General features: G+C 59.9%; 27 protein-coding genes and 1 riboswitch. Of the genes, 5 read left to right on the top strand and 22 right to left on the bottom strand.

What is annotated here, in order from left to right; all coding sequences use genetic code 11:
* Positions 1–61 precede the first annotated feature (61 nt).
* Positions 62–373 carry a cupin domain-containing protein gene (locus BLL42_RS21380; RefSeq protein ID WP_071553938.1) on the bottom strand — a complete coding sequence of 104 codons (312 nt, stop codon included), beginning with the start codon at positions 371–373 and terminating at the stop codon, positions 62–64.
* An 88-nt stretch (positions 374–461) separates the two neighbouring features.
* Positions 462–1,658, bottom strand: a complete 1,197-nt coding sequence (locus tag BLL42_RS21375) for an MFS transporter (protein WP_071553936.1) — start codon at positions 1,656–1,658, stop codon at positions 462–464.
* A 91-nt stretch (positions 1,659–1,749) separates the two neighbouring features.
* Between BLL42_RS21375 and BLL42_RS21370 the strand changes: the two genes are divergently transcribed.
* Together BLL42_RS21370 and BLL42_RS21365 are read left to right on the top strand one after the other, a co-directional pair.
* The gene (locus BLL42_RS21370; protein ID WP_071553934.1) at positions 1,750–2,289 is read left to right on the top strand and encodes a TetR/AcrR family transcriptional regulator; all 540 of its coding nucleotides are present in this window, start codon (positions 1,750–1,752) and stop codon (positions 2,287–2,289) included.
* A 229-nt stretch (positions 2,290–2,518) separates the two neighbouring features.
* The gene (locus tag BLL42_RS21365; protein WP_071553932.1) at positions 2,519–5,989 is read left to right on the top strand and encodes a hybrid sensor histidine kinase/response regulator; all 3,471 of its coding nucleotides are present in this window, start codon (positions 2,519–2,521) and stop codon (positions 5,987–5,989) included.
* Between the two features lie 49 nt (positions 5,990–6,038).
* On the opposite strand, the gene BLL42_RS21360 is transcribed toward BLL42_RS21365, so the two are convergent.
* Both BLL42_RS21360 and BLL42_RS21355 read right to left on the bottom strand, forming a co-directional pair.
* Entirely contained in the window at positions 6,039–7,403 is a 1,365-nt protein-coding gene (locus BLL42_RS21360; protein WP_167368571.1) for a DNA recombination protein RmuC, read from the bottom strand.
* A 175-nt stretch (positions 7,404–7,578) separates the two neighbouring features.
* Positions 7,579–7,902 (bottom strand): hypothetical protein, encoded by a 324-nt coding sequence (locus tag BLL42_RS21355; RefSeq protein WP_071553929.1) that lies wholly within the window; start codon positions 7,900–7,902, stop codon positions 7,579–7,581.
* Between the two features lie 1,019 nt (positions 7,903–8,921).
* Here BLL42_RS21355 and BLL42_RS21345 point away from each other — a divergent pair.
* The 3 genes from BLL42_RS21345 to BLL42_RS21335 all read left to right on the top strand — a co-directional run bounded on the left by BLL42_RS21345 (position 8,922) and on the right by BLL42_RS21335 (position 11,323).
* A complete protein-coding gene (locus tag BLL42_RS21345; protein ID WP_007898912.1) occupies positions 8,922–9,146 on the top strand; it encodes a hypothetical protein in 225 nt (74 codons plus the stop codon).
* Between the two features lie 277 nt (positions 9,147–9,423).
* Positions 9,424–9,906 carry a hypothetical protein gene (locus BLL42_RS21340; protein ID WP_071553927.1) on the top strand — a complete coding sequence of 161 codons (483 nt, stop codon included), beginning with the start codon at positions 9,424–9,426 and terminating at the stop codon, positions 9,904–9,906.
* Positions 9,907–10,051: 145 nt separating this feature from the next.
* On the top strand, positions 10,052–11,323 hold the full coding sequence (locus tag BLL42_RS21335; RefSeq protein ID WP_071553925.1) for an OmpP1/FadL family transporter: 1,272 nt from the start codon (positions 10,052–10,054) through the stop codon (positions 11,321–11,323).
* 87 nt (positions 11,324–11,410) lie between these two features.
* Here the strand turns inward: BLL42_RS21335 and BLL42_RS30790 are convergent, their stop codons facing one another.
* The 18 genes from BLL42_RS30790 to BLL42_RS21250 all read right to left on the bottom strand — a co-directional run bounded on the left by BLL42_RS30790 (position 11,411) and on the right by BLL42_RS21250 (position 26,767).
* Positions 11,411–11,533 (bottom strand): hypothetical protein, encoded by a 123-nt coding sequence (locus BLL42_RS30790; RefSeq protein WP_269086201.1) that lies wholly within the window; start codon positions 11,531–11,533, stop codon positions 11,411–11,413.
* On the bottom strand, positions 11,530–12,738 hold the full coding sequence (locus BLL42_RS21330) for an MFS transporter (RefSeq protein WP_071553924.1): 1,209 nt from the start codon (positions 12,736–12,738) through the stop codon (positions 11,530–11,532). The genes BLL42_RS30790 and BLL42_RS21330 overlap by 4 nt, the downstream gene beginning before the upstream one ends.
* A gap of 67 nt (positions 12,739–12,805) precedes the next feature.
* Positions 12,806–13,210, bottom strand: a complete 405-nt coding sequence (locus BLL42_RS21325) for a MarR family winged helix-turn-helix transcriptional regulator (protein WP_071553922.1) — start codon at positions 13,208–13,210, stop codon at positions 12,806–12,808.
* Between the two features lie 69 nt (positions 13,211–13,279).
* The gene (locus BLL42_RS21320; protein ID WP_071553920.1) at positions 13,280–14,011 is read right to left on the bottom strand and encodes an adenosylcobinamide-GDP ribazoletransferase; all 732 of its coding nucleotides are present in this window, start codon (positions 14,009–14,011) and stop codon (positions 13,280–13,282) included.
* 2 nt (positions 14,012–14,013) lie between these two features.
* Positions 14,014–14,589, bottom strand: coding sequence for an alpha-ribazole phosphatase family protein (cobC, locus tag BLL42_RS21315; RefSeq protein WP_071553918.1), 576 nt, complete (start codon positions 14,587–14,589; stop codon positions 14,014–14,016).
* Positions 14,586–15,641: a nicotinate-nucleotide--dimethylbenzimidazole phosphoribosyltransferase gene (cobT, locus tag BLL42_RS21310; protein ID WP_071553916.1), complete on the bottom strand. Its 1,056-nt coding sequence runs from the start codon at positions 15,639–15,641 to the stop codon at positions 14,586–14,588. The genes cobC and cobT overlap by 4 nt, the downstream gene beginning before the upstream one ends.
* Positions 15,638–16,159, bottom strand: coding sequence for a bifunctional adenosylcobinamide kinase/adenosylcobinamide-phosphate guanylyltransferase (gene cobU / locus BLL42_RS21305; protein WP_071553914.1), 522 nt, complete (start codon positions 16,157–16,159; stop codon positions 15,638–15,640). The genes cobT and cobU overlap by 4 nt, the downstream gene beginning before the upstream one ends.
* A 37-nt stretch (positions 16,160–16,196) precedes the next feature.
* Complete coding sequence (locus BLL42_RS21300) at positions 16,197–17,648, bottom strand: cobyric acid synthase (protein WP_071553912.1); 1,452 nt, start codon at positions 17,646–17,648, stop codon at positions 16,197–16,199.
* Positions 17,645–18,637, bottom strand: coding sequence for a threonine-phosphate decarboxylase CobD (gene cobD / locus BLL42_RS21295; protein ID WP_071553910.1), 993 nt, complete (start codon positions 18,635–18,637; stop codon positions 17,645–17,647). Before cobD ends, BLL42_RS21300 begins: the two co-directional genes overlap by 4 nt.
* The gene (gene cbiB / locus BLL42_RS21290) at positions 18,630–19,538 is read right to left on the bottom strand and encodes an adenosylcobinamide-phosphate synthase CbiB (protein ID WP_071553908.1); all 909 of its coding nucleotides are present in this window, start codon (positions 19,536–19,538) and stop codon (positions 18,630–18,632) included. The genes cobD and cbiB overlap by 8 nt, the downstream gene beginning before the upstream one ends.
* Entirely contained in the window at positions 19,535–20,185 is a 651-nt protein-coding gene (gene bluB / locus BLL42_RS21285) for a 5,6-dimethylbenzimidazole synthase (protein ID WP_071553906.1), read from the bottom strand. The genes cbiB and bluB overlap by 4 nt, the downstream gene beginning before the upstream one ends.
* Positions 20,182–21,519 (bottom strand): cobyrinic acid a,c-diamide synthase CobB, encoded by a 1,338-nt coding sequence (locus tag BLL42_RS21280; RefSeq protein ID WP_071553904.1) that lies wholly within the window; start codon positions 21,517–21,519, stop codon positions 20,182–20,184. Before BLL42_RS21280 ends, bluB begins: the two co-directional genes overlap by 4 nt.
* Before the next feature lie 10 nt (positions 21,520–21,529).
* Positions 21,530–22,141 carry a cob(I)yrinic acid a,c-diamide adenosyltransferase gene (gene cobO, locus BLL42_RS21275; protein WP_071553902.1) on the bottom strand — a complete coding sequence of 204 codons (612 nt, stop codon included), beginning with the start codon at positions 22,139–22,141 and terminating at the stop codon, positions 21,530–21,532.
* Between the two features lie 81 nt (positions 22,142–22,222).
* A riboswitch (cobalamin riboswitch) is annotated at positions 22,223–22,457 on the bottom strand.
* 90 nt (positions 22,458–22,547) lie between these two features.
* Complete coding sequence (locus BLL42_RS21270) at positions 22,548–23,210, bottom strand: class I SAM-dependent methyltransferase (protein ID WP_071553900.1); 663 nt, start codon at positions 23,208–23,210, stop codon at positions 22,548–22,550.
* Positions 23,211–23,225: 15 nt separating this feature from the next.
* On the bottom strand, positions 23,226–23,759 hold the full coding sequence (locus BLL42_RS21265) for a C40 family peptidase (protein ID WP_071553898.1): 534 nt from the start codon (positions 23,757–23,759) through the stop codon (positions 23,226–23,228).
* Between the two features lie 165 nt (positions 23,760–23,924).
* Complete coding sequence (locus BLL42_RS21260; protein ID WP_071553897.1) at positions 23,925–24,545, bottom strand: C40 family peptidase; 621 nt, start codon at positions 24,543–24,545, stop codon at positions 23,925–23,927.
* Between the two features lie 213 nt (positions 24,546–24,758).
* Positions 24,759–25,463, bottom strand: coding sequence for a DnaA regulatory inactivator Hda (hda, locus tag BLL42_RS21255; RefSeq protein ID WP_008033543.1), 705 nt, complete (start codon positions 25,461–25,463; stop codon positions 24,759–24,761).
* A gap of 233 nt (positions 25,464–25,696) precedes the next feature.
* Positions 25,697–26,767 carry an AI-2E family transporter gene (locus BLL42_RS21250; protein ID WP_071553895.1) on the bottom strand — a complete coding sequence of 357 codons (1,071 nt, stop codon included), beginning with the start codon at positions 26,765–26,767 and terminating at the stop codon, positions 25,697–25,699.
* Positions 26,768–26,771: the final 4 nt, after the last annotated feature.

The following is a 26,771-nucleotide window of genomic DNA, read 5'->3' as shown; positions in this document are numbered from 1 at the left end:
AATCGAATATCTATATAACGGGTAATTTCTCTAACTGTTATCTGTTTTGCAGATATAGGCATTAAACACTGCCTTGCGTCTCAATCACCAATACCCGCGCCGCACCTTGCGGATGGGCAACGTGTTCGGTGCCGACTGCTGCATAAAAGATATCACCGACTTCCAACAGCGTAGCCTGCTCGACACCGTTCTCCCGATAACGCATCTGCACCTGCCCATCGAGCACGACAAACACTTCCTGACCGTCGTTGACGTGCCATTTGTACGGCTGATCGGTCCAGTGCAAACGGGTGGTGATGCCATTCATGTTGGCAATATCCAACGCGGCCCAGGCGCGGTCACCGGTGAACGATTTGCTGCGGATGATCTTCATAAGGGGGGTCAATCCTTTGAGTAAAAACCAAGCGGTTACGCATCAGGCGCCAAGGCTAACTCAAGCGCACAAGGACGTCTCTGCCGCACTAGGCATTTCCCGCCACCCCACAGAGTTTGCCCGGTCGCTGACGCATCAATTCCAGCAACGCCCCCAGCGACAGTACGATCAACACCGCGCCATAGCCATCGGTGGTGGCGATCAGGCCGAAGGTCCGGGTCAGGTTGCCTGCCGCAAGCGATGGCAGGCAGAACGCCAGGTAACTCAGCACGTAGAACGCCGACATCAACCCCGCGCGTTCATGGGGCAGGGCCAGCGGTAACACGCTGCGCAAGGCGCCGAGAAAGCCGGCACCAAAGCCACTGCCGGCCACCAGGGTAGCGAAGAAAAACAGCGGCAGGCTGGCGTTGTGCACGGCTGTCAGAATCAGCGCGATGCCGATCGCCAACAAGCTCGCGCCCAAGCGCAGGGCTTTGTCTGCCGGGCGATTGCGCAACGAGAAGATCATCAACGCGCCACTGACCGTCAACACGGCCACCAGACTTCCGCCGATCAGGTTCGAGGTTGAACCGGTCGCCGCACGAACCAACGATGGCGCCAGCGACAGGAAGAATCCACCCACCGCCCAGACGGCCACATCCACCGGCAGCGCCAGCCACAGCGCCCGTCGCGCCCGAGGCGGCACATGCAAGGTTGGACGCAGCGATGCCCAGGCGCCGGGTTGCCGACTGACACTTTCTGGCAGACGCCAAACGTACAGGGCTTGCAGCAGGAACAGCCCAAATAGAACCCAGTAGGCCAACTGCAGGGGTTGCGGCGCGTACTCCGCCAGCACTCCGCTGCCCAATGCCCCGCACGCCATGCCCAGAAGCGGCGCAACGCTGTTCACCAGCGGTCCTTGCTGTCGGTCGGTATCGAGCAACGCCGCGCCGAGTACGCTGGTGGCCATGCCGGTGGCGAAACCCTGAAGCACCCGCGCAGCGATCAGCCAGGCCACACTGTCGGCATTGACAAACAGCAACATCGCCAGCATTTCCAACAGTAATGCAGCGAAGATCACCGGCTTGCGCCCCAGGTGATCCGACAGCGAACCGACCGTCAGCAGCGCCGCCAGCAGGCTCAAGGCATACACCCCGAAAATCAGCGTCAGGGTCGCCGGAGAAAATTGCAGCGCTTGCTGGTACAGGTAATAAAGCGGTGTTGGCGCGCTGGAAGCGGCGAGAAAACTCAGTAAGGTGATCGCCAGGAACACCAGACTGGAACGGCTTGAGACAGAACTAAACATGGGCACACCCCGCAAAAGCTAATTTTTTGCTTTTGCGGAGCGTGCTACTGGCTTCGGCTTAAAGCAAATTCTTTGTGTTAAGGTTCGATGCATGGCTATTAAAGAAGGTTTACGCCCGGGCGGTCGTAGTGCTCGGGTCCAAGAGTCGATTCATTCGGCAGTGCGTGAACTCCTCGAAGAGCAGGAGCGCTCAACCGTGACCGTGCCGCAAGTCGCCGCCCGCGCAGGCGTTACGCCGTCGACGATCTACCGACGCTGGGGCGACTTGTCGGCACTGCTGGCCGACGTCGCGCTGGCGCGCATGCGTCCTGACAGCGAACCGGCCAAGACCGGCAACCTGCGTGGCGACCTACGCGCCTGGGCCGAGCAGTATCTGGACGAGATGAGTTCGGAACCCGGTCGCAACATGATGCGTGACGTACAATCGAGCGCCACGCCGGGGTATTGCGTAAGCATTCTCAGCGGTCAATTGCAAACGATTCTGGACCGCTATCCAAATGAGCCAAAGCCCAGTGTCGACCGACTGATCAACATGGCGGTGGCGCCGACAGTGTTCCGCATCCTGTTCGCGTCGACAGCACTTGAAGTTGAAGAGTTGCATCGGTTGATCGATATCGCACTGGCCCCGTAGGAGCTGGCGCAGCCTGCGATCTTTGCAGCAGTCGCAACCGCAAGATCAATAGATCGCAGGCTGCGCCAGCTCCTACGGGAGATTACGATCCACCGCAGAAATACGGGGCCCGCCCCACCCTGCGACACCCCACCACGCCACGACCTTGGTCGACACTGACTAACCGAAGTGGTCGTGCGAGACTGTCAGACCGGGCTTGCGTCCCGGGTGTCTTTTGCCTGGAGTTACCATGTCGCTGTCCAGCGGGCTGATTGCCGCCGTCGCCCTGGCCTATATGGCCATCATGTTCGCCATCGCCTTTTACGGCGACCGCCGCGGCACGCCGCTGCCGCCGCGAATGCGTGCCTGGGTGTACAGCCTGTCGCTGGCGGTCTATTGCACCAGTTGGACATTCTTTGGCGCCGTCGGTCAGGCCGCCGAACAACTCTGGTCGTTTTTGCCGATTTATCTGGGGCCGATCCTGCTGCTGGTGTTCGCGCCGTGGGTCCTGCAAAAAATGGTGATGATCAGCAAGCAGGAAAACATCACCTCGATTGCCGACTTTATCGCTGCCCGCTATGGCAAGTCGCAATCGCTGGCGGTGGTGGTGGCGCTGATCTGTCTGGTGGGCGTATTGCCCTACATCGCCCTGCAGCTTAAAGGCATCGTCCTCGGGGTAAACCTGTTGATCGGCGCGGGCCCCGACGCCATGGGCACCCGTGCCCAGGACACGGCGCTGATTGTGTCGCTGATTCTGGCGCTGTTCACCATCGTCTTCGGCACCCGCAACCTCGATGCCACTGAGCACCACCGTGGCATGGTGCTGGCGATTGCCTTCGAAGCACTGGTCAAGCTGTTCGCCTTCCTCGCGGTCGGCGCCTTCGTCACGTATGGTTTATACGATGGCTTCGATGACCTGTTCGATCAGGCCATGCTCGCGCCTCGCCTGGAGGAATACTGGAAAGAAACCATCAACTGGCCATCGATGGTGGTGCAGACCGGCGTGGCGATGATGGCGATCATCTGCCTGCCCCGACAGTTCCATGTGACCGTGGTGGAGAACATCGAGCCGCAGGATTTACGCCTGGCGAAATGGGTGTTCCCCGTTTACCTCGCACTCGCTGCACTGTTCGTGGTGCCGATTGCGCTGGCCGGGCAAATGCTGCTGCCGAGTTCGGTACTGCCCGACTCCTTCGTCATCAGCCTGCCACTGGCCCAGGCCCATCCGGCACTGGCGTTGCTGGCGTTTATCGGCGGCGCATCGGCCGCCACCGGCATGGTGATCGTTGCCAGCGTGGCGTTGTCGACCATGGTCTCCAACGACATGCTGCTGCCATGGCTGCTACGCCGGAAAAATGCCGAGCGGCCGTTCGAGGTGTTCCGCCACTGGATGCTTTCGGTGCGTCGGGTGAGCATCGTGGTGATTTTGCTGCTGGCCTATGTCGCCTATCGCCTGCTCGGTTCAACCGCCAGCCTGGCCACCATCGGACAGATCGCGTTCGCCGCAGTGACCCAACTGGCGCCGGCGATGCTCGGCGCGCTGTACTGGAAACAGGCCAACCGCCGCGGGGTATTCGCCGGTCTCGCCGCCGGGACCTTCCTCTGGTTCTACACCTTGATCCTGCCGATCGCCGCCCGTAGCCTGGGTTGGTCGCTACACAGTTTTCCGGGGCTGGGCTGGTTGCACGGCAATCCGCTGAACCTGCCGATTTCCCCGCTGACCCAAGGCGTGGTGTTGTCGCTGGCCGGTAACTTCACCTTGTTCGCCTGGGTGTCGGTGCTGTCCCGCACACGGGTCTCGGAACACTGGCAGGCCGGGCGTTTCATTGGTCAGGAGATCAGCGCACGGCCGAGCGCGCGTTCGATGCTGGCGGTGCAAATCGACGATCTGCTGCAACTCGCGGCGCGTTTTGTCGGCGAAGAACGGGCACGCCAGAGCTTCATCCGCTTCGCCTACCGTCAAGGCAAAGGCTTCAACCCGAATCAGAATGCCGATGGTGAATGGATCGCTCACACCGAACGCTTGCTCGCCGGTGTACTGGGGGCTTCATCGACCCGCGCCGTAGTAAAAGCGGCCATTGAAGGTCGGGAAATGCAGCTTGAGGACGTGGTGCGAATCGCCGACGAAGCCTCGGAAGTGCTGCAATTCAACCGCGCCTTGCTGCAAGGTGCGATCGAGAACATCACCCAAGGCATTAGCGTGGTCGACCAGTCACTGAAGCTGGTGGCCTGGAACCGGCGCTACCTTGAACTGTTCAACTACCCGGACGGCCTGATCAGCGTCGGCCAGCCGATTGCCGACATCATTCGCTACAACGCCGAACGGGGCCTGTGCGGCCCCGGCGAAGCGGAAGTCCACGTTGCCCGACGTCTGCACTGGATGCGTCAAGGGCGCGCCCACACCTCGGAGCGCTTGTTTCCCAACGGTCGAGTAATCGAGCTGATTGGCAATCCAATGCCTGGCGGCGGGTTTGTCATGAGTTTCACCGACATCACCGCGTTTCGCGAAGCCGAGCAGGCGCTGACCGAAGCCAACGAGGGCCTGGAGCGACGCGTCACCGAGCGCACCCATGAACTGTCGCAACTGAACATCGCGCTGACCGAAGCCAAAGGCACCGCCGAGTCGGCTAACCAGTCGAAAACCCGCTTCCTTGCAGCCGTCAGCCACGACCTGATGCAGCCATTGAACGCCGCGCGGCTGTTCTCGGCCGCCCTTTCCCACCAGAACGACGATCTCTCCCGCGAGACTCGGCAACTGGTGCAGCATCTGGACAGTTCGCTACGCTCGGCCGAGGACTTGATCAGCGACCTGCTCGACATCTCGCGCCTGGAAAACGGCAAGATCAACCCGGATCGCAAGCCATTTGTGCTTAATGATTTGTTCGACACCCTCGGCGCCGAATTCAAGGCGCTGGCGCAGGAGCAAGGGCTGAAATTCCGTCTGTGCGGCAGTCGCTTACGGGTCGACAGCGATATCAAACTGCTGCGGCGGATACTGCAAAACTTCCTGACCAACGCCTTTCGCTACGCCAAAGGCCCCGTACTGCTGGGCGTACGACGCAAGGGCAATCAGCTGTGCCTGGAGGTCTGGGACCGTGGCCCGGGGATTCCCGAAGACAAACGCCAAGTGATCTTCGAAGAGTTCAAGCGCCTCGACAGCCACCAGACCCGCGCCGAAAAAGGTCTGGGCCTGGGCCTGGCGATTGCCGACGGCTTGTGCCGAGTGCTCGGCCATCAACTGCAAGTCCGTTCCTGGCCAGGCAAAGGCAGTGTGTTCAGCGTCAGCGTGCCACTGGCCCACGCGCAAACCAGTGCGCCGAATAAAGTTGCCGAGCTCAATGGCCGACTGCCGACGGGGGCGCAGGTGCTGTGTATCGATAACGAAGACAGCATTCTGATTGGCATGAACAGCCTGCTCTCGCGCTGGGGGTGTCAGGTGTATACCGCACGCAATCGCGATGACTGTGCCGCACTGCTCAGCGACGGCATGCGCCCACAGCTGGCGCTGGTCGATTACCACCTCGACAATGGCGAAACCGGCACCGAGTTGATGGCCTGGCTACGCACCCAACTGGGTGAGCCGGTGCCAGGTGTGGTGATCAGCGCTGACGAGCGACCGGAGATGGTTGCCCAGGTGCATGCGGCCGGCCTGGAGTACCTGCCGAAACCAGTGAAACCGGCGGCGTTGCGGGCATTGCTGAGTCGACATTTGCCGTTGTAAAGATCGCAGCCTTCGGCAGCTCCTACAAATCTGACTGCGATCTTTTGATTTATTCCGGCAATTGCGCCAATCCATCGACATCGGTCATCGCCCGTTCCAACAGATCTGCCGGCAAGCTTTTGCTGGCCCGTGCGCCGAGCAATTTGAGCTGCTCGCTGCGGCTGACCAGATTACCGCGGCCTTCCGTCAGTTTGTTGCGTGCGGCGCTGTAGGCTTTGTCCAACTGCTGCAAGCGATTACCGACCTCGTCCAGATCCTGGATAAACAGCACAAACTTGTCATACAGCCAGCCTGCACGCTCGGCGATTTCCCGGGCATTCTGGCTCTGGCGCTCCTGCTTCCACAGGCTGTCGATGACGCGCAACGTCGCCAGCAAGGTCGTCGGGCTGACGATGACGATATGGCGATCGAAGGCTTCCTGAAACAGGTTAGGCTCAGCCTGCAATGCCGCGGAAAAGGCCGCTTCGATGGGCACGAAGAGCAAAACGAAATCCAGGCTGTGCAATCCGTCCAGACGCTTATAGTCCTTATCGGACAGGCCTTTGACATGATTACGCAACGACAGCACATGCTGTTTCAGCGCCGCCTGACCCAGCGCGTCATCGTCAGCTGCCACGTATTGCTGATAAGCCGTCAGACTGACCTTGGAATCGACCACCACCTGCTTGTCGCCCGGCAGATAAATCAGCACATCGGGCTGGAAGCGCTCGCCATCCGGCCCCTTGAGGCTGACTTGAGTCTGGTACTCGCGGCCCTTCTCCAGGCCTGCGTGTTCCAGCACCCGCTCGAGAATCAACTCGCCCCAGTTGCCCTGGGTTTTCTGTCCCTTGAGCGCTCGCGTGAGGTTGGTTGCCTCGTCGCTCAAGCGCAGGTTCAGTTGCTGCAGACGCTCCAGCTCCTTGGCCAGCGAGAAGCGCTCGCGGGCTTCAGCCTGATAGCTTTCCTCGACGCGTTTCTCGAAGGATTGAATGCGTTCTTTCAACGGGTCAAGCAACTGACCCAAGCGCTGCTGGCTGGTTTCGGCAAAGCGCTGCTCGCGCTCATCGAAAATCTTCCCGGCCAACTCGGCAAACTGCGCCCGCAGCTCATCCCGCGAGCCTTGCAGGTCGCTCAGGCGTTGCTGATGGCTTTCCTGCTGCTCACGCAACTCGGCATTCAGTGACGCGGCCTGAGCGTCCAGCCGTCGTAACTCGGCTTCTTTACTGCTGCGTTCCAGGTTCCAGGCATGGGCCGCATCACGGGCGTTGTCGCGCTCAATTTGCAACAGTTCGACTTCACGGCGCACGGCAGCCAGATCGGCTTGTTTGGCGGCGTTGGCCTGACTCAGGTCGCTGATTTCATCACGGCAGGCATCGAGTTGCGCATTAAGACCGTCCTGCGCCAATTGCGCAGTCCCCAAGCGCTCTTCAAGCAGCGACAGCTCAGACTGCCCGGTGCTCAAGCGTCGCTGCAGTTGCCACGCCAGCACCAACAACGGCAGCGCAGCACCCGCCAGACCGAGCAATACACTGGTCACGTCCATAGCCATGACGACTCCTGCCGATGAATTAAAGCGCGAAGGTTAACCAAGCCGTCGGGGCTTGGACAGCTCAGTCTTCGATCTGACCGAGTTCCTGCCGGGCACGCCGGTCGCCGGCACGCGCGGCTTGGCGCAGCAGGTCCTGGCCAATGCGCCGATCCCGGGCATTGCCGCATTCGCGGCACATCAATTGCCCCAGACGACTTTGCGCAGCCACCACCCCTTCACGAGCTGGAGCCTTGAGCAAACGCCCGGCGAAATGTTTGATGTTGGGGTTATCGCCCAGGCGAGGGCTGTCGAGCAGCCATTCGGCGACTCGCATCGAAAAGCGCTTGGGTGGAGTAACACCCGAGGTTATGGAGGTAACAGAGGTTGGTACTGAGCGAAACTTCATAAAACACTGTGGGACGGATCGGAAGGCGCGCCACTCTACTCCTTTTTTCGTGCGGGTAAAGTCGAAAAAAGCCTGCACGCCCGTCCTAGAGCAAGCGCTTGGGACAATCCACAGAAGCTGTGGATAACTCAGTGGACAACCCGTCCTGAACTCGCCAGAAGCCCTGTGGAATGGGGCCCGCAGTCAAACTGACGATTTTTTCACCAGTAAAAAAAAGCGATGTTTTTCATTGACTTAAATTTCCACTACAGGCACCCACCGCGCTTGAAGGTGAAATGACAGGCGGATGACAGCCCGCGCAACTAATGTGCACAAGTACCTTTGAGGTGGTTATATCACCGCTCTTTTTTCGTGCGTTTTACAGGCAATCGGTCACATCGAGCCCCACCGTACCTGAGTTTCAAGCGAGGCGATGACTGACGCCACCGGACACTTGGCGACCCAATTGTGTGCTTTACTGTTGCCGCGACGTTTTACCCGCGACTGCAGATGCTCCAGATACGGCAAATTCCCATCAGCGAGCAGAGCGATTCAAGCACAAATAAAGGTTTTTTTGCCTAACACACTTCCTTTCTTGAATTCAATCCGTTAGTATCCGCGGCGTTAGTACCAAGCTGAAAGTCAATTCTGGTCGAACAACTCCTGCGGTATACCTTCCCTAAAGAGAAGCCTCTACCGACATCACGGGATCGACCACCTCGATGGTTTCCAGGTAACGCTTGCGACAACACCGCCTTTGAATCGAAAGCAAAGGGTGTTGCGAAGCTCACTTACTCTGACCGAACCAACCTGCAAATTGATCAGGATCTTCACCCTGGGCCCAGAACCTTTGCCCTTGATGTGTTGCCTGCCCTCCTAAGTACCTACCTGCCGGCCCAAGCGCGCAAAAATCATAGCGCTTCAACTGGCTGCTTTGTTCCAGTCGGGTTCTTCGTTCGATCAATGGTGATCGACGTTACTGGAACGTTTTAACGTTGCACGGTTCTTATCCGTGTCATTTGTAGGAACACCCAATAACCATGTCTACTCAAATCCACACTCAGGATGCCATTCGCACCCTAACCAACGCTTTTGCACCAATGAACTGCCTGATCATGGCTGCTCGCAAAGGCTGCTTCAGCTTCACCCTGGTCAATGAACACGGCATCGCTCGTCACAGCGAACGCCTGTACCCCGATCAATACTCCAGCGCCGAGCCGCTGCAGGCCGTGATCGAGCGTACCCGTCAGGCACTGGTTGCCTGAAGCACCAGAAAGGCTGAAAACTTCAAAAGCCCTGCCTAAAAAGCAGGGCTTTTTATTGCCTGATATTTCTCCATTTGCTGTACCGGCTTAAGCACCAAGCGATATAACGGTTATAACTCGGTGCCGGTAATATTTTAAAAACAGGCCTTTACGGCACGAATATGACACTACACTTCAACTCAAGCGGCTTGATCCGCTTCCGGCGATCCTGAGTCGATCCACCGCTGCCAAGCCCCCCTTTCAGGAATCGCCGCCCACTTCACGTTTCGAGGGCTTTATGGGTATCGCCGCCAGCGAACTGTGCCGTTATGTGATCCGTCCGACATTGATTTACCTCGGGCGCCACAGTACTACAGCCGAATCCCTGCTACTGGGTGTTGCCGCCAGTCAGTCCGCTCTCGGTTCCGCCCTGCATGACCGCCGCGGGCATGGCCTGTACCGGATTGCCGAACCTCGTCACCAGGCGCTTTGGGATCACTACCTGGCACTGGACCCGGAGCGCGCCAGCCTGGTTCGCGGCCTCGCCAGCCAGCATGCATTTCTTAGCGGCCCGCACCTCGAACTGACCGTCAACCTGCGCTACGCCACCGCCATCGCCTGGCTATTAATAGAAGAACAAAACACCCCGCTCCCCGAAGCCGATGACCTGCTGGGCATGGCCCGAATCTGGCGCCAGACCTTCCAGCCGCAAGGTCGTCTACGTGACTTCACCTGCGCCTGGCAAACCTGTGTATCACCACTGAATCAGATCGCCTGTTAACCGGGCAATTTGCAAGATCGCGCATATAGACGCGAATTTGGTCTGATTGTCCTACAAAAGCGCTCTATCTCAAGCCATACAGCCTATAGCGCTGGAACGAAAATGTTGGTAATTTTCGCCCCGGTGATCATCAGGAGTTCTAATAATGAAAAAAGTAATACTCAAAACCACCCTTAGCCTCGCCGTTACCTTGGCATCCACGCAGATCTTCGCAAGTGGCTTTGCCCTCAACGAACAGAGCATCAGCGGGATGGGGACTGGTTTTGCGGGACGCTCTTCATCTGCCGATGACGCAAGTACTGTATTTGGCAACCCTGCCGGCATGTCGCGAATCAAGCGCCAGGAAGTCACTGGCGGGCTGGCAGCTATCGATGCTTCGAGTGATATCAAAGACGCCAAAGGCGCCCATCCGGGTACCAACAAAGGCGACATGGTGCCATTCACAGCCGTTCCGATGGGCTATTACGTCAAGCCGATCGATGATCACTGGGCATTCGGCCTCGGCGTCTATGCACCTTTTGGTCTGATTACCAACTATGAAAGTGGCTTCCAGGGTGGCGGCTTCGGCAGCAAGAGTGAAGTCAAGGTTGTGACTTTCCAACCTACCGTCAGCTACGCCTTTAACGACAGAGTATCGATCGGTTTCGGCCCGACCATTAACCGCATCGGCGGCACGCTCGAGTCGGATGTACCGCTCTTTGGCGATACCCACGTCAAAATCAAAGGCGACGATACCGCTCTGGGCTATAACTTCGGGGTCCTGGTGCAAGCAACCGACACGACTCGCGTCGGCCTGACCTACCACTCGAAAGTGAATTACAAGCTCGAAGGTCATACCGATATCACCGCAGGCGCCAATGCTCCTTCCGCCTTCCTGCAGAGCAATCGATACGATGCTTCGCTGAAAATCGAAACACCTGAATCGGTCGACTTCTCCGTAACACAACAGCTGACGGATGCGTGGACCCTGTATGCAGGTTCCACCTGGACTCGCTGGAGCCGCCTGAAAGACATCACCGTGAATAACGAAGGTGTAACGGCGGCACAAGGCGGTGCGTTGTCCCCTGCCCTGTTCGGCACCATTACGGAAGAGCAGAACTGGCACAATACCTGGGCCTACGCCATCGGTACTTCCTACCAGTTGAACAAGCAGTGGGTATTGCGCACCGGCCTGACCTTTGACCAGTCGCCTACCAACAATACTGACCGTTCCCCACGTATTCCTACGGGTGACCGCACTATCTTCAGCCTTGGTGCCGGCTACAATGTCACCAATGATCTGACCATCGACGTCGCCTACTCCTACCTCAAGGAAGAAGCTGTCACGGTGAATCGCTCCAACGCAGTCGACAGTTACAGCGCCAAGTACGAAAACAGCGCCAATGGTTTTGGTGTCGGCGCTACCTACCGCTTCTGATTCACGGCGAGCCTGAACAACTCACCCGCTGAATTGAAAAAGCCCCGCTCTCTTGTACAGAGGCGGGGCTTTTTAGTAGGCGCTGACTCAGCAAGAACCCATACCGAGTTGCATCAGTGCCAGACCGCCCTGATGCCAGCCCCACCAGGCCAACGCCAACAGCAGCGCGCCAGCTCCGGCGGCGGCGAGCCATGCTCCGCCCCTGCTCATGCAACACTCGCCTGAGCCTGCAACCGCGCCACCGGGCGCTCGCGCACGGGCCAGTTCAAGGCTGCCGCCAACAGACTGAGGAGAATCGCTACCTGCCAGATCAAGTCATAGCTTCCTGTTCGGTCGTAAACCACTCCACCCAACCAGCCGCCAAGGAACGAGCCCAATTGGTGGAAGAGAAAAACGATACCACCGAGCATAGAGAGGTTTCGTACACCAAACAGCGTCGCTACCGTGCCGTTGGTCAAAGGCACCGTCGACAGCCAGAGGAACCCCATGGCCATGCCGAACAGATAAGCACTGGTTTGCGTCACCGGTGCCCAGATGAACAGACCAATCACCACCGCACGCAGCACGTAGAGCCCTGTCAACAGACGCGGCTTGGACATGCGCCCGCCGAGCCAGCCCGCAGTGTAAGTCCCGAAGATATTGAACAGGCCGATCAACGCCAGCACCGTGGTGCCGACACTCGCGGGCAGGTGCTGATCGACCAGATAGGCGGGCAAATGCACACCAATGAACACCACTTGAAAACCGCAGACAAAAAAGCCGAACGCCAGCAGCCAGAAACCCGAGTGCGAACACGCCTCATGCAGCGCCTCGGACAAGGTTTGCTCATGCCCGAGCACTGGCAGCGGTTTGTCCTTGAGCATCCTGACCAGCGGCACAATCAACGCCACCAGCATGCCCAGCACCATCAACGCGGTTGACCAACCGAGCCAGCCGATCAACCCCAGCGTGCCAGGCAACATGGCGAACTGGCCGAAGGAGCCGGCAGCGCTGGCGATCCCCATGCCCATGCTGCGTTTCTCCGGCGGCACTGCACGTCCCACCACGCCAAGAATCACCGAGAACGACGTACCGGACAGACCGATGCCGATCAACAGCCCGGCACTCAACGACAGCGACCAGGCCGAGTCGGACAAGCCCATGAACACCAAACCCACCGCGTACAGCACACCACCGACCAGCACCACTTTCGCCGCGCCGAAGCGGTCCGCCAGCGCCCCCGTGAATGGCTGCGCCAGCCCCCAGATCAGGTTCTGCAGAGCGATGGCAAAAGCGAACACTTCACGCCCCCAGCCGAACTGCGCACTCATCGGCGGCAAAAACAGCCCAAAGCCATGCCTCACGCCAAGCGACAGCGCAAGAATCAGTGCGCTCCCGAGTAGAACCCAACCGCTGGTACGCCACATCGATGTCATTCTTATTCTCCAGTAGCGGGTATATACCCACTTAAATTCGGGCTAATGCTCGGAAAAGCCCGCCGCCTCAGGCCAGTTCATCCAGCAAGGCCAGCAAGATTGCGCGCTTCTCCGCGCCCAGACGGTCGATCAGCCGCTGCTGTGCCGCTTCCCAAGCCGGTAAGGCCGCTGCCAAGCGTTCACGCCCGGTTTCGGTCAGTTGCACGATGCGATTGCGCTGGTCTTCACCCTCAACCAGCATCACCAGCCCTTCTCCCTCCAGCACCCGCAGATTGCGCCCCAAGGTGCTGCGATCCAGCCCCATGGCTTCCGCCAGGGTGGAAATGCTCGGTTGATCGAGACGCTGCAAATTGCACAGCAAGGAATACTGCGCAACGTTGATCCCGAAGCCGTCGAGGGCGCCGTCGTAATGCCTGCTGACGCCACGAGCGGCGCGACGCAGATTGGTGCATAAACATTGAGAGGCTAGCATAGTGCGTGTATATACCCGCGATTGACAGAAAGCAAGATGTGAATATCGAATGACCGTAGGAGCTGCCCTTTAGAGCAGTGCCAAACCCACCAGTACCGCCATTTCCAGCAGCTCCAGCAACGCCCCTGCGGTATCGCCCGTGGTCCCGCCCAGACGCCGCAGCATCACCTGGCGCAACCAGAAGAACATCAGAGCCGCCAACACCAGTGCAACCATACCGCTCCAGCCACCGATCAGCACGCACGCCAGCGCACCGAGCAACAACACCTGCAGACCGGTCTTGCGCGGCAGATGATCGGCCAGCGCCTGCCCCAGGCCACCAGAGCGCACGTAAGGTGTATTCAGAAACAACCCCAGCAAGGCACTGCGACCGATTACCGGTGCGAGGATCAAACCGGCCGTGGAATGCTGATCGATCAATGCCAGTAACGCCGTGAACTTGAGCAACAGCACCAACATCAATGTGACCACCGCGATCGGCCCACTGCGCGGATCTTTCATGATAGTCAATGTGCGTTCGCGATCGCCAAAACCGCCGAGCCAGGCGTCGGCGCTGTCGGCCAGACCGTCGAGGTGCAAGCCACCGCTGAGCACTACCCAGACACTCAACAGCAACGCCGCGTGCAGCAACGCGGGTGTACCGAGCAACAGCCAGTTCAGCACCCACAATAGCCCGCCAAACAGCAGCCCCACCAACGGATAGAACAGCAGCGAGCGCCCTAGTTCCTGAGGCGCCGGCATGCCCGGCAGACGAATCGGCAAGCTGCTGAGAAACTGCAAGGCGATCCAGAACGGCAGCATGTTCAACCCTCTTCCTTGAGCACCGCATCAGCCTCGACGCGCAACGAAAACAGCGCGCCATGACCCACTTCAACGTTGAGCAACTGTTCACGCGGTAATCCACGCGCCCGGGCCAATAACAAACGCATGACCCCACCGTGACTGATCAGCAGCACCCGCTCGCCTGCACAGGCCTGATGCAAGCGCTCGACGGCCGCCAGCACCCGCGCGGAAAATGCGCTCACCGGCTCACCCTCGGGCGGCGTGAATCCGTAGGGATCAGCCCAAAACGCCCCTAACGCTTCGGCGTCGGTTTCCATCAACGCAGCGGCACTCTGTCCTTCCCAGGCGCCGAAGTGCAGCTCCTGCAGATCTTTCTCCAACACGACCGGCAAGCCCAACCGCTCGCCCAGTTCCTCGGCAAAACGCGCACAACGTTGCAGCGGCGAGCTGACCAGGCGATCCCATGGACCTTGGTCAATCACCGCCGCGCGCATCTGCTCCCAACCCTTGGCTGTCAGAGCGTCATCCAGGCTGCCACGCAACCCGCCCCCGAGTTCGGTTTCGCCGTGGCGCAGCAAATCCAGACGCAACGTCATGCCGGGCGATCGGCCACAGCCGCTTCAGCGAAAGTCGCCATTTGCCCGTGCAGGTCGCAGGCCAGACGCAGCAACGGCACCGCCAGAGCGGCACCACTGCCCTCGCCCAGACGCAAGCCGAGATCCAGCAAAGGCTCAGCATTCAGCGTTTCCAGTACATGCCGATGACCTGGCTCGGCTCCACGATGACCGAACAGCAGCCACTCGCGGCAAGCCGGATTCACGCGCACCGCGACCAATGCTGCAACACTGCAAATAAAGCCGTCGACCAGCACCGCCAATCCTTCTTGGGCGCAGGTCAGATAAGCGCCGGCCAGCGCGGCGATTTCAAAACCGCCGAGATTGAACAACGTCTGCAACACGTCACCGCGCTGAACGGCATGCAACGCCAGGGCGCGCTCAATCACCTGGGCTTTATGGCTGACACCTGCCGCGCTCAAACCGGTGCCCGGCCCGGTCAAATGCGCCACCGGGCAATCGAGTAATGCACAAGCCACAGCGCTGGCGGCAGTCGTATTGCCGATACCCATCTCGCCACCGATAAACAACTCGGAGCCCTCATCGATCGCCCGCAACACGCTGTCGCGGCCGGCCTGCAAGGCTTGCTCGCCCTGGGCTTGCGTCATCGCCGGGCCGTGAACGAAGTTTGCAGTGCCTGGACCGATATGCAGATGACGTACACCCTGCAGATTCAACGAAGGTGTAACGGTACCGAGGTCGACCACTTCCAGTCGCGCCTCAAGTTGTCGCGCCAATACGCTGATCGCCGCGCCACCGCTGACGAAGTTGTGCAGCATCTGCCCGGTGACTTCCTGCGGGAACGCCGAAACCCCTTCGGCAACCACCCCGTGATCACCGGCGAAAATCGCAATCCACAGCTGATTCAGGCTCGGTTTGACCCGGCCCTGCAACCCCGCCAGTTGCACCGCCACCGATTCCAGCTGCCCGAGGGAGCCTGCCGGTTTGGTCAGTTGCTGCTGTCGGGCCGCCGCTTGCTCATGCGCTTGCGCATTGATTGGCTTGCACGGGTTCAACCACCAGGAATGAGTCATAACGCAGTACCTTTCAAAGTCAGGGGCAGGCCGGCGACGGTCAACACGACACGCTGACAGCGCTCAGCCAGGGCTTGATGCAACCAACCGGCTTCATCGACATAGCGGCGAGTCAATTCGCCCAGCGGCACGACACCCAGACCGGTCTCGTTGCTGACAAAAACAATTTCCCCCGGCAGCGAGGCCAGGCAATCCAACAGGGCTTCACGCTCATGCGCCAGACGCTCGGGATCCTCAAGCATCAGCAGATTGGTCAGCCATAAGGTCAGGCAATCCACCAGCAGGCAACGCTCGTCGCTGGCGGTTTCGCGCAGCACCCGGGCCAGCTCCAGCGGCTCTTCAATCAGCGCCCATTCAGGCGGACGGCGCTCGCGGTGATGAGCCACCCGGGCATTCATTTCGCCATCCAGCGGCTGGCTGGTGGCGATGTACGTCACCGCCAGAGCGCTTTCGCCGGCAAGCTTTTCAGCCAGACGGCTTTTACCGGAGCGGGCTCCGCCGAGGATCAATTGCAACATAGTCATCAACCTCTAAATGGCGGTGTAACAACCGACCTCAAACTCCACAGAGTTCACGCAACAGCCCAGTGTCCAGATGCTTCTCCACCAAATCAGCCAAGCGCTCGATATCGCGCTCGCGCAAGGCGTGGTAATCGACTTCCTGCACGTCCCGCAATCCGGCCCAGCGCAACAGCGCGCTGCACGCAGCCGGAGATTCGAACAGACCATGCAAATACGTGCCAAGCACCTGTCCGTCGACACTTTGGGCACCGTCGCTGCGACCGTCATCCAGCAACACCGCCGCCTGCTCCAAAGCAATACCGGTGGTGACGCCAGCGTGAATTTCATAACCGCTGACTTCCGCGCTCTCCAAAGTCAGACGCCCGCGCACATTGCGCAGCTGCTTCTCTTCTTCGAGCACCGTTTCAAACGCCAGCAAACCAAGACCGGCACTGGAACCCGCCGCACCCTCCAACCCTAGCGGGTCATGCAACTGCTCACCGAGCATTTGCAGGCCGCCGCAGATCCCGAGCAACTTGCCGCCGTAACGCAAGTGGCGGGTAATGGCCGCGTCCCAGCCGTTGGTGCGCAAGTAGTGCAGGTCGCTGCGCACGCTTTTCGAGCCGGGCAGGATGATCAGGTCGGCAGGCGGAATCGGCTGTCCCGGTCCGACGAATTGCAGATCGACCTGCGGGTGCAGACGCAGCGGATCGAAGTCAGTGTGGTTACTGATTCGCGGCAACACCGGCACCACGACTTTGAGCACCTGCTCGGCTTTATCGGTCTGTCGCTGATCGATGCCGTCTTCAGCTTCCAGGTGCAGGTCCATGACATACGGCAGTACACCGATCACCGGTTTGCCGGTGCGCTCTTCCAGCCAGTCCAGGCCCGGTTGCAGCAAGGCGATGTCTCCGCGAAAACGGTTGATGATGAAGCCTTTGACCCGCGCCTGCTCAGTGGCTGACAGCAACTCCAGCGTGCCCACCAAGTGCGCGAATACCCCGCCGCGATTGATGTCGGCGATCAGCACCACCGGACAATTCACGGCCTCGGCGAAGCCCATGTTGGCAATGTCGCCGGCACGCAAATTGATCTCGGCGGGCGAACCTGCGCCTTCGACCATCACCACCGGATAGGCTGCACTCAAGCGTTCGTGAGAAGCGAGCACCGCTTGCATGGCGATGGCTTTGTAGTCGTGATAGGCGACCGCGTTCATGGTGGTCACGGCACGTCCGTGAATGATCACTTGCGCGCCGGTATCGCTGTTGGGTTTGAGCAGCACCGGGTTCATGTCAGTGTGCGGCTCAAGGTTGGCCGCCTGAGCCTGCACGGCTTGAGCGCGACCGATTTCGCCGCCGTCGGCGGTCACCGCGCTGTTGAGTGCCATGTTCTGCGGCTTGAACGGAGCCACGCGAACACCCTGGCGCGTCAGCCAGCGGCACAGCGCCGTTACCAGGGTACTTTTGCCGGCGTCCGAGGTGGTGCCTTGCACCATCAGCGTGGTCATAGGGTTTCCTTGGCGTAGGCGTCGAAAGCGTGCTCGAGGCGCTGCCAATCGGCTTCATCGGCCGGCAAGCCAAACCGCAGGCTGCTGTTGTGGGCGAACAGACGCAGCAAGATGCCTTGCCTGGCCATGAACTCATGCAGCTGCTCTGCGCGCTCGGTGATCAACCATTGAAACAAGGCACAACCACCTTGCGGCTTGAAGCCGTGACGCTCAAGGACTTCAGCCAGACGCTGACTGGCCTCTTCAGTGCGCTCGCGCTGGCGAGCGTGCCCTTGGGTGTCACGCAAACAGACCTGACCCAACACCCGGGTTGGCCCGCTGACCGCCCAAGGGCCGACCTGCTCGGCGAGCAGCTTGAGCAACTTGCGCTCAGCCAGTACGAAGCCCAATCGCACCCCGGCCAGACCGAAAAATTTGCCGAACGAACGCAAGACGATCAAGCCGACCTGATCGGCATAAGACGACAGGCTTAGCTGCGGGGTGTTGTCCATGAAGGCTTCGTCGACTACCAGCCAGCCGCCGCGCTGCGCCAACCGTGCATGCCAGTCGAGCAGGCGTTCCGGGGTCAGGCTCAGGCCGGTGGGATTGTTCGGATTGACCACCACCAGCACGTCGAGGCTATCGAGGAAAAAGTCGACTTCCTGCTCCAGCACTTCACGCACGATGTAGCCGTTGCGGCGCCAGGCCTCGGCGTGCTCGGCATAACACGGCGAGAGCACGCCGACTTTGCCGGTTCGACGCAGACGTGGCAGCAACTGGATAGCCGCCTGAGAGCCAGCGACCGGCAGCACCTGCGTGGCGCCGTAGTATTCGCGCGCGGCCTGCTCCAGGCCGTCATCGGTTTCCGGCAAACGCGCCCAGGCCCGCAACGGGATGTCCGGGATCGCCCACGGCCAGGGTGCCAGACCGCTGGACAAGTCGAGCCAATCGGCTTCGGCGATGCCGTAATGCAACGCCGCCTTGCGCAAGCGGCCACCGTGCTCAAGCATAAAGCTCGGCTCCCACACAGAGAATCAGCAGCCACAACCCTACCCCGCGCTGAACCAGTTGCCAGCCGCGATCGATGGAATTGGCGTCTGCCGGCAGACCTTCGCCCAACTGAGGACGCTGATGCAGCTCACCGTGATAGATCGCCGCCCCCCCCAACTCGACCCCCAGGGCGCCAGCGCCAGCGGCCATCACCGGCCCGGCGTTCGGGCTGTCCCAGGTTGGCCCCTGCGTGCGCCAGCATTTGAATGCCAAACGGGTTTTGCCCAGCAGCGCGTAGGTCAACGCCACCAGACGCGCCGGAATATAGTTGAGCACATCGTCGATTTTCGCCGCCGCCCAGCCGAAGCGCTCAAAGCGTTCATTGCGATAACCCCACATGGCGTCCAGGGTATTGCTCAGCCGATAGAGCACCACCCCCGGCGCACCGGCGACAGCAAACCAGAACAGTGCGGCGAATACGGCATCGCTGCCGTTTTCCAGAACTGATTCAGTGGCGGCGCGGGCCACTTCGGTCGAGTCCAGCTCACTGGTCTGGCGGCTGACCAGATAGCCGACACGCTTGCGTGCTTCATCCAGGTCGTCACTGCGCAGCGCTTGAGCTACCGGCTCGACGTGCTCACCGAGGCTGCGCAGGCCAAGGGCGCAATACAACGCGAGAATCTCGATGATCCAGCCGATGTAAGGCAGCCAGGACAATGCAGTGATCAACAGGGTCAGCGGCAACACCGCAATCACCCAGGCCGTGACACCGTGACTGCGCCAGCCACGGCCGGCGGAGTTGAAACGTTGCTCGATACGATCGGCAAAACGGCCGAACGCCACCAGCGGATGCCAGCGCTTGGGTTCGCCCAGCAGCGCGTCCAGCGCGACCCCGGCGACACTCAGCAACGCCACACTCATTGACTCACTCCCCAAAAATTTTCGTACAACAGTTCACTCAGCGGACGCGCCTGCGCCCAGCCTTCAAGGACCAGCATCGGCGCCGGGTAAAACGCCTTGACCGGTCCCAGGCACAACACCGCCAGCGGCTTGGCCCCCGGCGGCAGGCCGAGCAAATCCGCCAATGCCTGCGGTTCGAACAACGAGACCCAGCCCATGCCCAGACCTTCGGCACGGGACGCCAGCCACAGATTCTGGATCGCGCAGGACAACGACGCCATGTCCATTTCCGGCAAGGTCCGACGACCAAAGATATGCCGCTCGCGATCATCCATCAGCGCGGCGACCAGCACTTCGGCGCAGTCGTTGATGCCTTCGACTTTCAGCTTCATGAATTCGTCGGTGCGTTCACCCAGCGCCTGCGCAGTGTGTACCCGCTCCTCTTCCACCAGTTGCTGGATCTTGCCGCGTAACGCTCGGTCGCTGATGCGGATGAATCGCCAGGGCTGCATCAAGCCGACACTCGGGGCCCGATGCGCCGCTTCGAGCAATCGCCGAAGCAGTTCGGGCTCGACGCTGCCGCCACTGAAGTGACGCATGTCGCGACGTTCGGCAATCGCGCGATAAACCGCTTCGCGCTCGGCCTCGGAAAATGCGTTGTCGGTCATGGCTGCTTCGCGGGCAAGCCCGCCCCCACAGGGTTCAGGTCTGGCGCAAACAGCGCGGCGATCGCCGATGGATTGGACGGGAAATAAAAGTGCACATAGGACGCCGTCATCCGCCCGTCACGGAAAACCGCCTCGGCACCGCGCCCGCCGTTAGGGCTCAGACCACGAGCGATTGGCTCAAGCTCGGTGCTGGTCAACGAATGGTGATAAGTGTGGCCGCGCAGCGCGCCTTCGGGCAATTCGACCGCTTGCAGGGCCAACGCCGCCAGGCGTTTTTGCATCACCGCATCACCCGCCAGCAGCCCCACCAACTCAGCCCGCGTGCCATCGACATCGGTCAGTGAGTCGAGCAAATACAGCATGCCGCCGCATTCGGCCAGCAACGGTTTGCCGGCAGCATGGTGCGCGCGAATGGCATCGAGCATTGTGCTGTTTTCAGCCAACGCCACATGGTGCAATTCCGGATAGCCACCGGGTAGGTACAGGCTGTCAGCTTCTGGCAGTTCGCGGTCATGGATCGGCGAGAAGAATCGCAACTCGGCGCCCATCGCCCGCAACAAATCGAGGCTCGCGCCATAAGTGAAGGCAAACGCTTCGTCGCGAGCCACGGCAATTCGCACACCGGCCAACAATGGCTCGGCAACGATCTCTTCCGGCGCAGCGAACTCGACGGCAGGCGGCAACGCCACTTCGCAGCTGCTGGCCAACGCTTGGGCGGCTGCGTCGAGGCGCAGATCGAGGTCATTCAATTCACTGGCTTGAACCAATCCAAGATGACGGCTCGGCAGTTCGATCCCGGTTTCCCGGGACAAGGCACCATACCAACGCAGGCCTTCGGTCAGGCTGCCTTCGAGCAGTTGCGCGTGACGCAAGGTGCCGACGCGGTTGGCCAACACACCGGCAAACGGCAAATCCGGCTGATAACGCGCCAGCCCCAACGCCAGCGCACCGAAGGTCTGAGCCATGGCAGTGCCATCGATCACGCCCAGTACTGGCACGCCGAAGTGCCGCGCCAGATCGGCGCTGGACGGCGTGCCATCAAACAGGCCCATCACGCCTTCGATCAAAATCAGGTCAGCCTCAGCGGCCGCTTCCCACAACAAACGGCGACTTTCCTGCTCACCGACCATCCACATGTCCAATTGATAGACCGGCGCACCGCTGGCGCGCTCGAGAATCATCGGATCGAGAAAGTCCGGGCCGCATTTGAACACCCGCACCTTGCGCCCCTGATTGCGATGCAAACGGGCCAGCGCGGCAGTGACGGTGGTCTTGCCCTGACCGGAAGCCGGCGCGGCAATCAATACCGCCGGGCAATAACGACTGCTATTCATATAAAGAGGCTCACAGCTCAACGCCTTTTTGCGCTTTGATCCCGGCCTGGAAGGCATGCTTGATCATGCCCATTTCGGTGACCGTGTCGGCCAGCTCGATCATCTCCGGCTTGGCCCCGCGACCGGTAACTACCACGTGCTGCATCGGCGGACGGGCCTGCAAGTCGCTGAGCACCTGGTCGAGGTCCAGATAGCCATGTTTGAGCGCGATGTTCAGCTCATCGAGCACTACCAGACCAACGCCTGAGTCACGCAGCAATTCACGGGAGACTTCCCACGCGGCCTCGGCGGCGGCGATATCGCGCTGGCGATCCTGGGTTTCCCAGGTGAAACCTTCGCCCATCACATGGAAGCGCACTTGCTCCGGAAAGCGACGGAAGAACAGTTCCTCGCCGGTACTGCTGCGCCCTTTGATGAACTGCACCACGCCGCACTGCATGCCATGGCCCATTGCCCGGGCGAGCATGCCGAACGCAGAACTGCTTTTGCCCTTGCCGTTGCCGGACAGAACCAGCAGCAAGCCGCATTCGTTCGGCGAGTTGGCGATACGCTCATCAATCACGGCTTTCTTGCGCAGCATGCGCGCCAGATGGCGTTCGTCACGATCGGGGGAATCAGTCATGGGGGAGCTCTCCGTTGAGGCTGGATAACGGCGGGCAGGCATAGAAATAGACGGCAAGAAGCCTGGCATCGCCCACCGTGATGCCGCTGGATGAATCAGGCCGGTCTCCGGGCTCATGAGCGGCTTGCGCCTGACTGCGCGCCTTCCCATATCGATCTACGACACAGTGGCTCAAAGCACAGTTTTTACTCATTTACCGTTGCGGGGGCAGCGCCGGGATCGTCGCCCGTTCTGTCAAAGAACGCGCCCTCACCGGCTTCCCTGTTTCACTCGGTCGACCACTGGGTCACAGAGCACCTGAAACAAGTCGCGAAGGTTAGAGGGTTGGGGGTGGAGCGTCAATTAAAGCCGGGGGCTCATCAAAAGCAGATCGACCGCCGGAGCTGCGATCGTTGCCATCAGCCCATTATTTTTTGCGGCACAGCGTCAAACCATCACCCAAAGGCAACAACGACAGATCGACACGCGAGTCATCCTTCAAGGCACGATTAAGTGCCTGGATGGCTCGGGTGTCTTCGCTCGCGGGATTTTCTTCCAGTACTCGTCCACTCCAGAGCGTGTTGTCGAACACCGCCAGACCACCGCTTCGCAACAGGCGCAAGGCGCTTTCCAGATAGGCCGGATAGTTGGCCTTGTCGGCATCGATGAACATCAGATCGAAGCAACCACCCAGCCCTTGCTGCTCAAGTTGGGCCAGCGTTTGCAGCGCAGGGGCCAAACGCAAATCGATGCGCCCAGCGAGGCCTGCCTCCTGCCAGTAACGGCGCGCCGTGGCGTTGTACTCTCCGGGAATGTCGCAGCAGATCAACGCGCCGTCATCCGGCAAGGCGGCCGCCATGCACAAGGCGCTGTAGCCGGTAAAGGTGCCGACTTCAAGCAAGCGTCTGGCACCCGTAAGCTTGACCAGCAACGCGAGAAACTGCCCCTGCTCGGGCGCCACCTGCCAGCGCGCCATGGGCAGCGCCTGGGTTTCGTCACGCAAGCGGCGCAACAGCGGTGTTTCGCGCAGGGATACGTCGAGCAGGTAGTTGTAGAGGGATTCGTCGAGATTGAGTGTGCGAGCGGTCATGACAACCTCTGCGAACTAGAAATTGTGCGCCAGATGTTCGGGCTCAATAACACGCTTGGCGCTCAGGTAGGCTCTCTGCCAATAGGCCTTGGACAAACTGTCCAGCTTCACCGTACCCCCCGTGGCGGGTGCATGCACGAAGCGACCTTCACCAACGTAGATCCCGGCATGGCTGACTTGCGAGCCGCCATTGGTGGCGAAGAAGATCAGATCACCGGTCTGCAGTGCCTCTTGGCCGACACTCGGCGCTTGCATGCCGATCATCTCGCGAGTTGAACGCGGCAGGGAAATACCCGCCGCATCGCGGTAGACGTAGCCGATCAGGCCGCTGCAATCGAAACCCGAATCCGGCGTATTGCCGCCCCAACGATAAGGCGTACCGACCAGACCCAGTGCCCGAATCAGCACGTCTTCAGCGGCAGGCGAGAAAGATTGAACGGGAGCAAAAACCGGGGCGCGAACGACTTTAACAGGCGGCGGAGTACGACTGGCACAGGCGCTGAGCAGCGCTGCGAAGAAGATAAGTACAAGGCGGGCCGACATCGTCATATACAGAACATCCTGATCTGGCTGCGGCTTTCTCTGCCGAGAGACTGAAAACAAAACCGCGTAAGCAGGGCTTACGCGGTTAGTTAGTCAACAATAGATCAGGATTCTAGCGGCTACGCGCCAAACTTCAAGTAAGACTTTAAGTTAGCCTTACAAAAAGTCCGCTTACTTGCTTGCCGTGACCGTCGTTGGTGCCATGGCGAGCGCTCGCTTGGCCTCAATGAAAGTCTTGCTCCAGTAGCTGTCGCCCAGGTTATCGACCCGGACACCACCGCTGCGGCGGCTGCTGGAATGGATGAACTGGTCATCACCCAGGTAAATCCCGGCGTGACTGACGCGACCGCGACGACCATTGGTGGCGAAGAACAACAAGTCGCCAGGCTTCAGGTTGTTGCGGGAGACCAATGGGGCATTCACGTTGATCATTTCGCGAGTGGAGCGCGGCAGGTTCATGCCAGCCTCTTCACGAAACAGATAACCGATGAAACCGCTGCAATCGAAACCGGCTTCAGAGGTACCGCCCATACGGTAACGGGTACCGACCAGGGACAAACCACGTTCGAGAATGCTGTCGGCCAGAACCGGAAGCTGGTAAGGCTTGCTGCTGGCAAAATCGGCCAGCTCTTTTTCGGTCGCCAACTCTTCCTGATAAATAACGGAAGACTGGGCAGTCGCTGAATTTTTAATCTGCTGATCGTTTTGTTGCGAGACCGGGGAATGAACCGCGCAACCAAAAAGCAGGGTGACAAGTGCGAGAGGCACGAGGGGTGCGAAGCGATTTAGCATGGGCACGACCGTGGCTGAAGTTGTAAAGAAGGCGAGACTATGCCTTCTATCGTCCTCATTTGCAAATTCAATCGACCCAAATGTGACTTATCAGTTTCTCGCCAACATCTAAGCGCTTAAGCCCATTTTAAATCTGCACGCGCCGCGAAAGCCCTTCCGGAAGCGGTTTTTTTGACGCCTGGAAGAAGCCGAAACGCGCTACAGGCCGCAGTTTTACCAGCCCAGGGTTTCTTTGAGAAAGGGGATTGTCAGCTTGCGCTGAGCCTGCAGGGAAGCCTGATCGAGGCGTTCGAGGAGCTCGAACAACGCGCTCATGCTACGAGTACCGCGAGTCAAAATAAAATGCCCGACTTCGTCGGTCAGGTGCAGACCGCGACGCGACGCACGCAATTGCAGCGCACGCAACTTGTCTTCATCGGACAGCGGCCGCATCTGAAAAATCAATGCCAGGGTCAAGCGGGATTTGAGGTCAGCCAGTTTTACCGGCAACTCGCGTGGCGAGGTTGAGGCGGCGATCAGCAGGCGCCGACCGCTGTCACGCAGGCGATTGAACAGATGGAATAACGCCTCTTCCCAATCAGCCCGCCCTGCGACTGCCTGCAAGTCATCCAGGCAGACCAGTTCGTACTGCTCAAGGTTGTCGAGGATTTCGATACCGCGATCCAGCAACTCGGCCAACGGCAAGTACACCGCCGGCTCCCCCAACTGCTCGAAGCGCAAGCACGCGGCTTGCAGCAAGTGCGTACGCCCTACGCCGTCCTTGCCCCAGAGATAGATCAGGCTTTCGGTCCAACCGGCGTCGGCTTCGCACAGCCGCTCGACATAGCCGAGTGCAGCGGCATTGGCGCCGGGGTAGTAGTTGATAAAGGTAGCGTCATCACGCAGACGCACACCTAGGGGCAGCTGAATCGGTTTCATGCTGACTGAACAGTTCCAAACGAACCGTTAGTGGCCTCTGTGTAAAGTTTGCAAAGTTTATACCCGTGACGCCAGCCGCACAATGCAGCAGACCATAAGCAAAATCAAAGGTTTGCGTTAACTTGCAGGTATCGCCTGGGTTTGTTTGACGGCGTATGTAACAGCCGGGAGAGTTTTACAGGCCTGCCCGGCAATGCGCCGGGCGACCTTGAGCGCTTAATCGACAGCCCCGATCAATCCGAATCCTCCACGCCACTGTACATACCAGAATCCTTATATAAATCATGCACATGGCGCACCAGCACCATGATGACCGCCGCCACTGGCAACGCCAGCAGGATCCCGGTGAAACCGAACAGCTCTCCACCCGCAAGAATCGCAAAGATCACCGCCACCGGGTGCAGACCAATCCGGTCCCCCACCAACAACGGCGTCAGCACCATGCCCTCGAGCGCCTGACCGACCATGAACACCGCGACAATCCCGATCATCGGATACAGGTCGCCACCAAACTGAAACAACCCGGCAATCAACGCCGCGCCGATCCCGATCACAAAGCCCATGTACGGCACGATCGCTGCCAGACCGGCAATCAGACCGATCAACAGCCCCAGTTCCAGTCCGACCAGCATCAGACCCGCCGCGTAGATCACACCCAACGCCAGCATCACCAGCAACTGCCCACGAACAAATGCGCCAAGCACCTCGTGACACTCGTTCGCCAGCGATACCACACGCTCTTCACGATCACGCGGCAACAGACTGCGGATCTTCGCCATCATCAGATCCCAGTCGCGCAACAGGTAAAAACTCACCACCGGGATCAACACCAGATTAGCCAGCCAACCGATCAACGCCAAACCCGATGCTGTGGCCTGGCTCAGCACGATACCGACGATGTCAGTGGTCTGCCCCATGTGCTCGCTGATCGCGGCCTTGACCTTGTCGAACTTCCAGAACCCATCCGCCAACCCGAGTTTTGACTGCGCCCAGGGCATCGCCGTGTGCTGCAACCAATCGAGCATCTGGGGTGCCAGCTCATACAAGCGGAACAGCTGTTTGGCCAGCATGGGCACCAATACCAGCAGCAGCGTCATGACGACCAAGGTGAACAGCGCGAACACCGCGACCACACCCCAGGTCCGCGACAGACCGAATGTCTCCAGGCGATCCACCAACGGGTCGAACAGATAGGCCAGCAACAGCGCCACCAGGAACGGCGTGAGGATCGGATGCAATAAGTACACAAATGCGCACAGCAGGGCTACCCCACCCAGCCATACCCAACGCCGCGTATCGGCCATGAAT

The sequence above is a fragment of the Pseudomonas frederiksbergensis genome (assembly GCF_001874645.1).
Taxonomy (GTDB): Bacteria; Pseudomonadota; Gammaproteobacteria; order Pseudomonadales; family Pseudomonadaceae; genus Aquipseudomonas; species Aquipseudomonas frederiksbergensis_B.
Note: the sequence above shows the minus strand (reverse complement) of the source record. Positions and strands in the feature narration are given on the sequence as shown.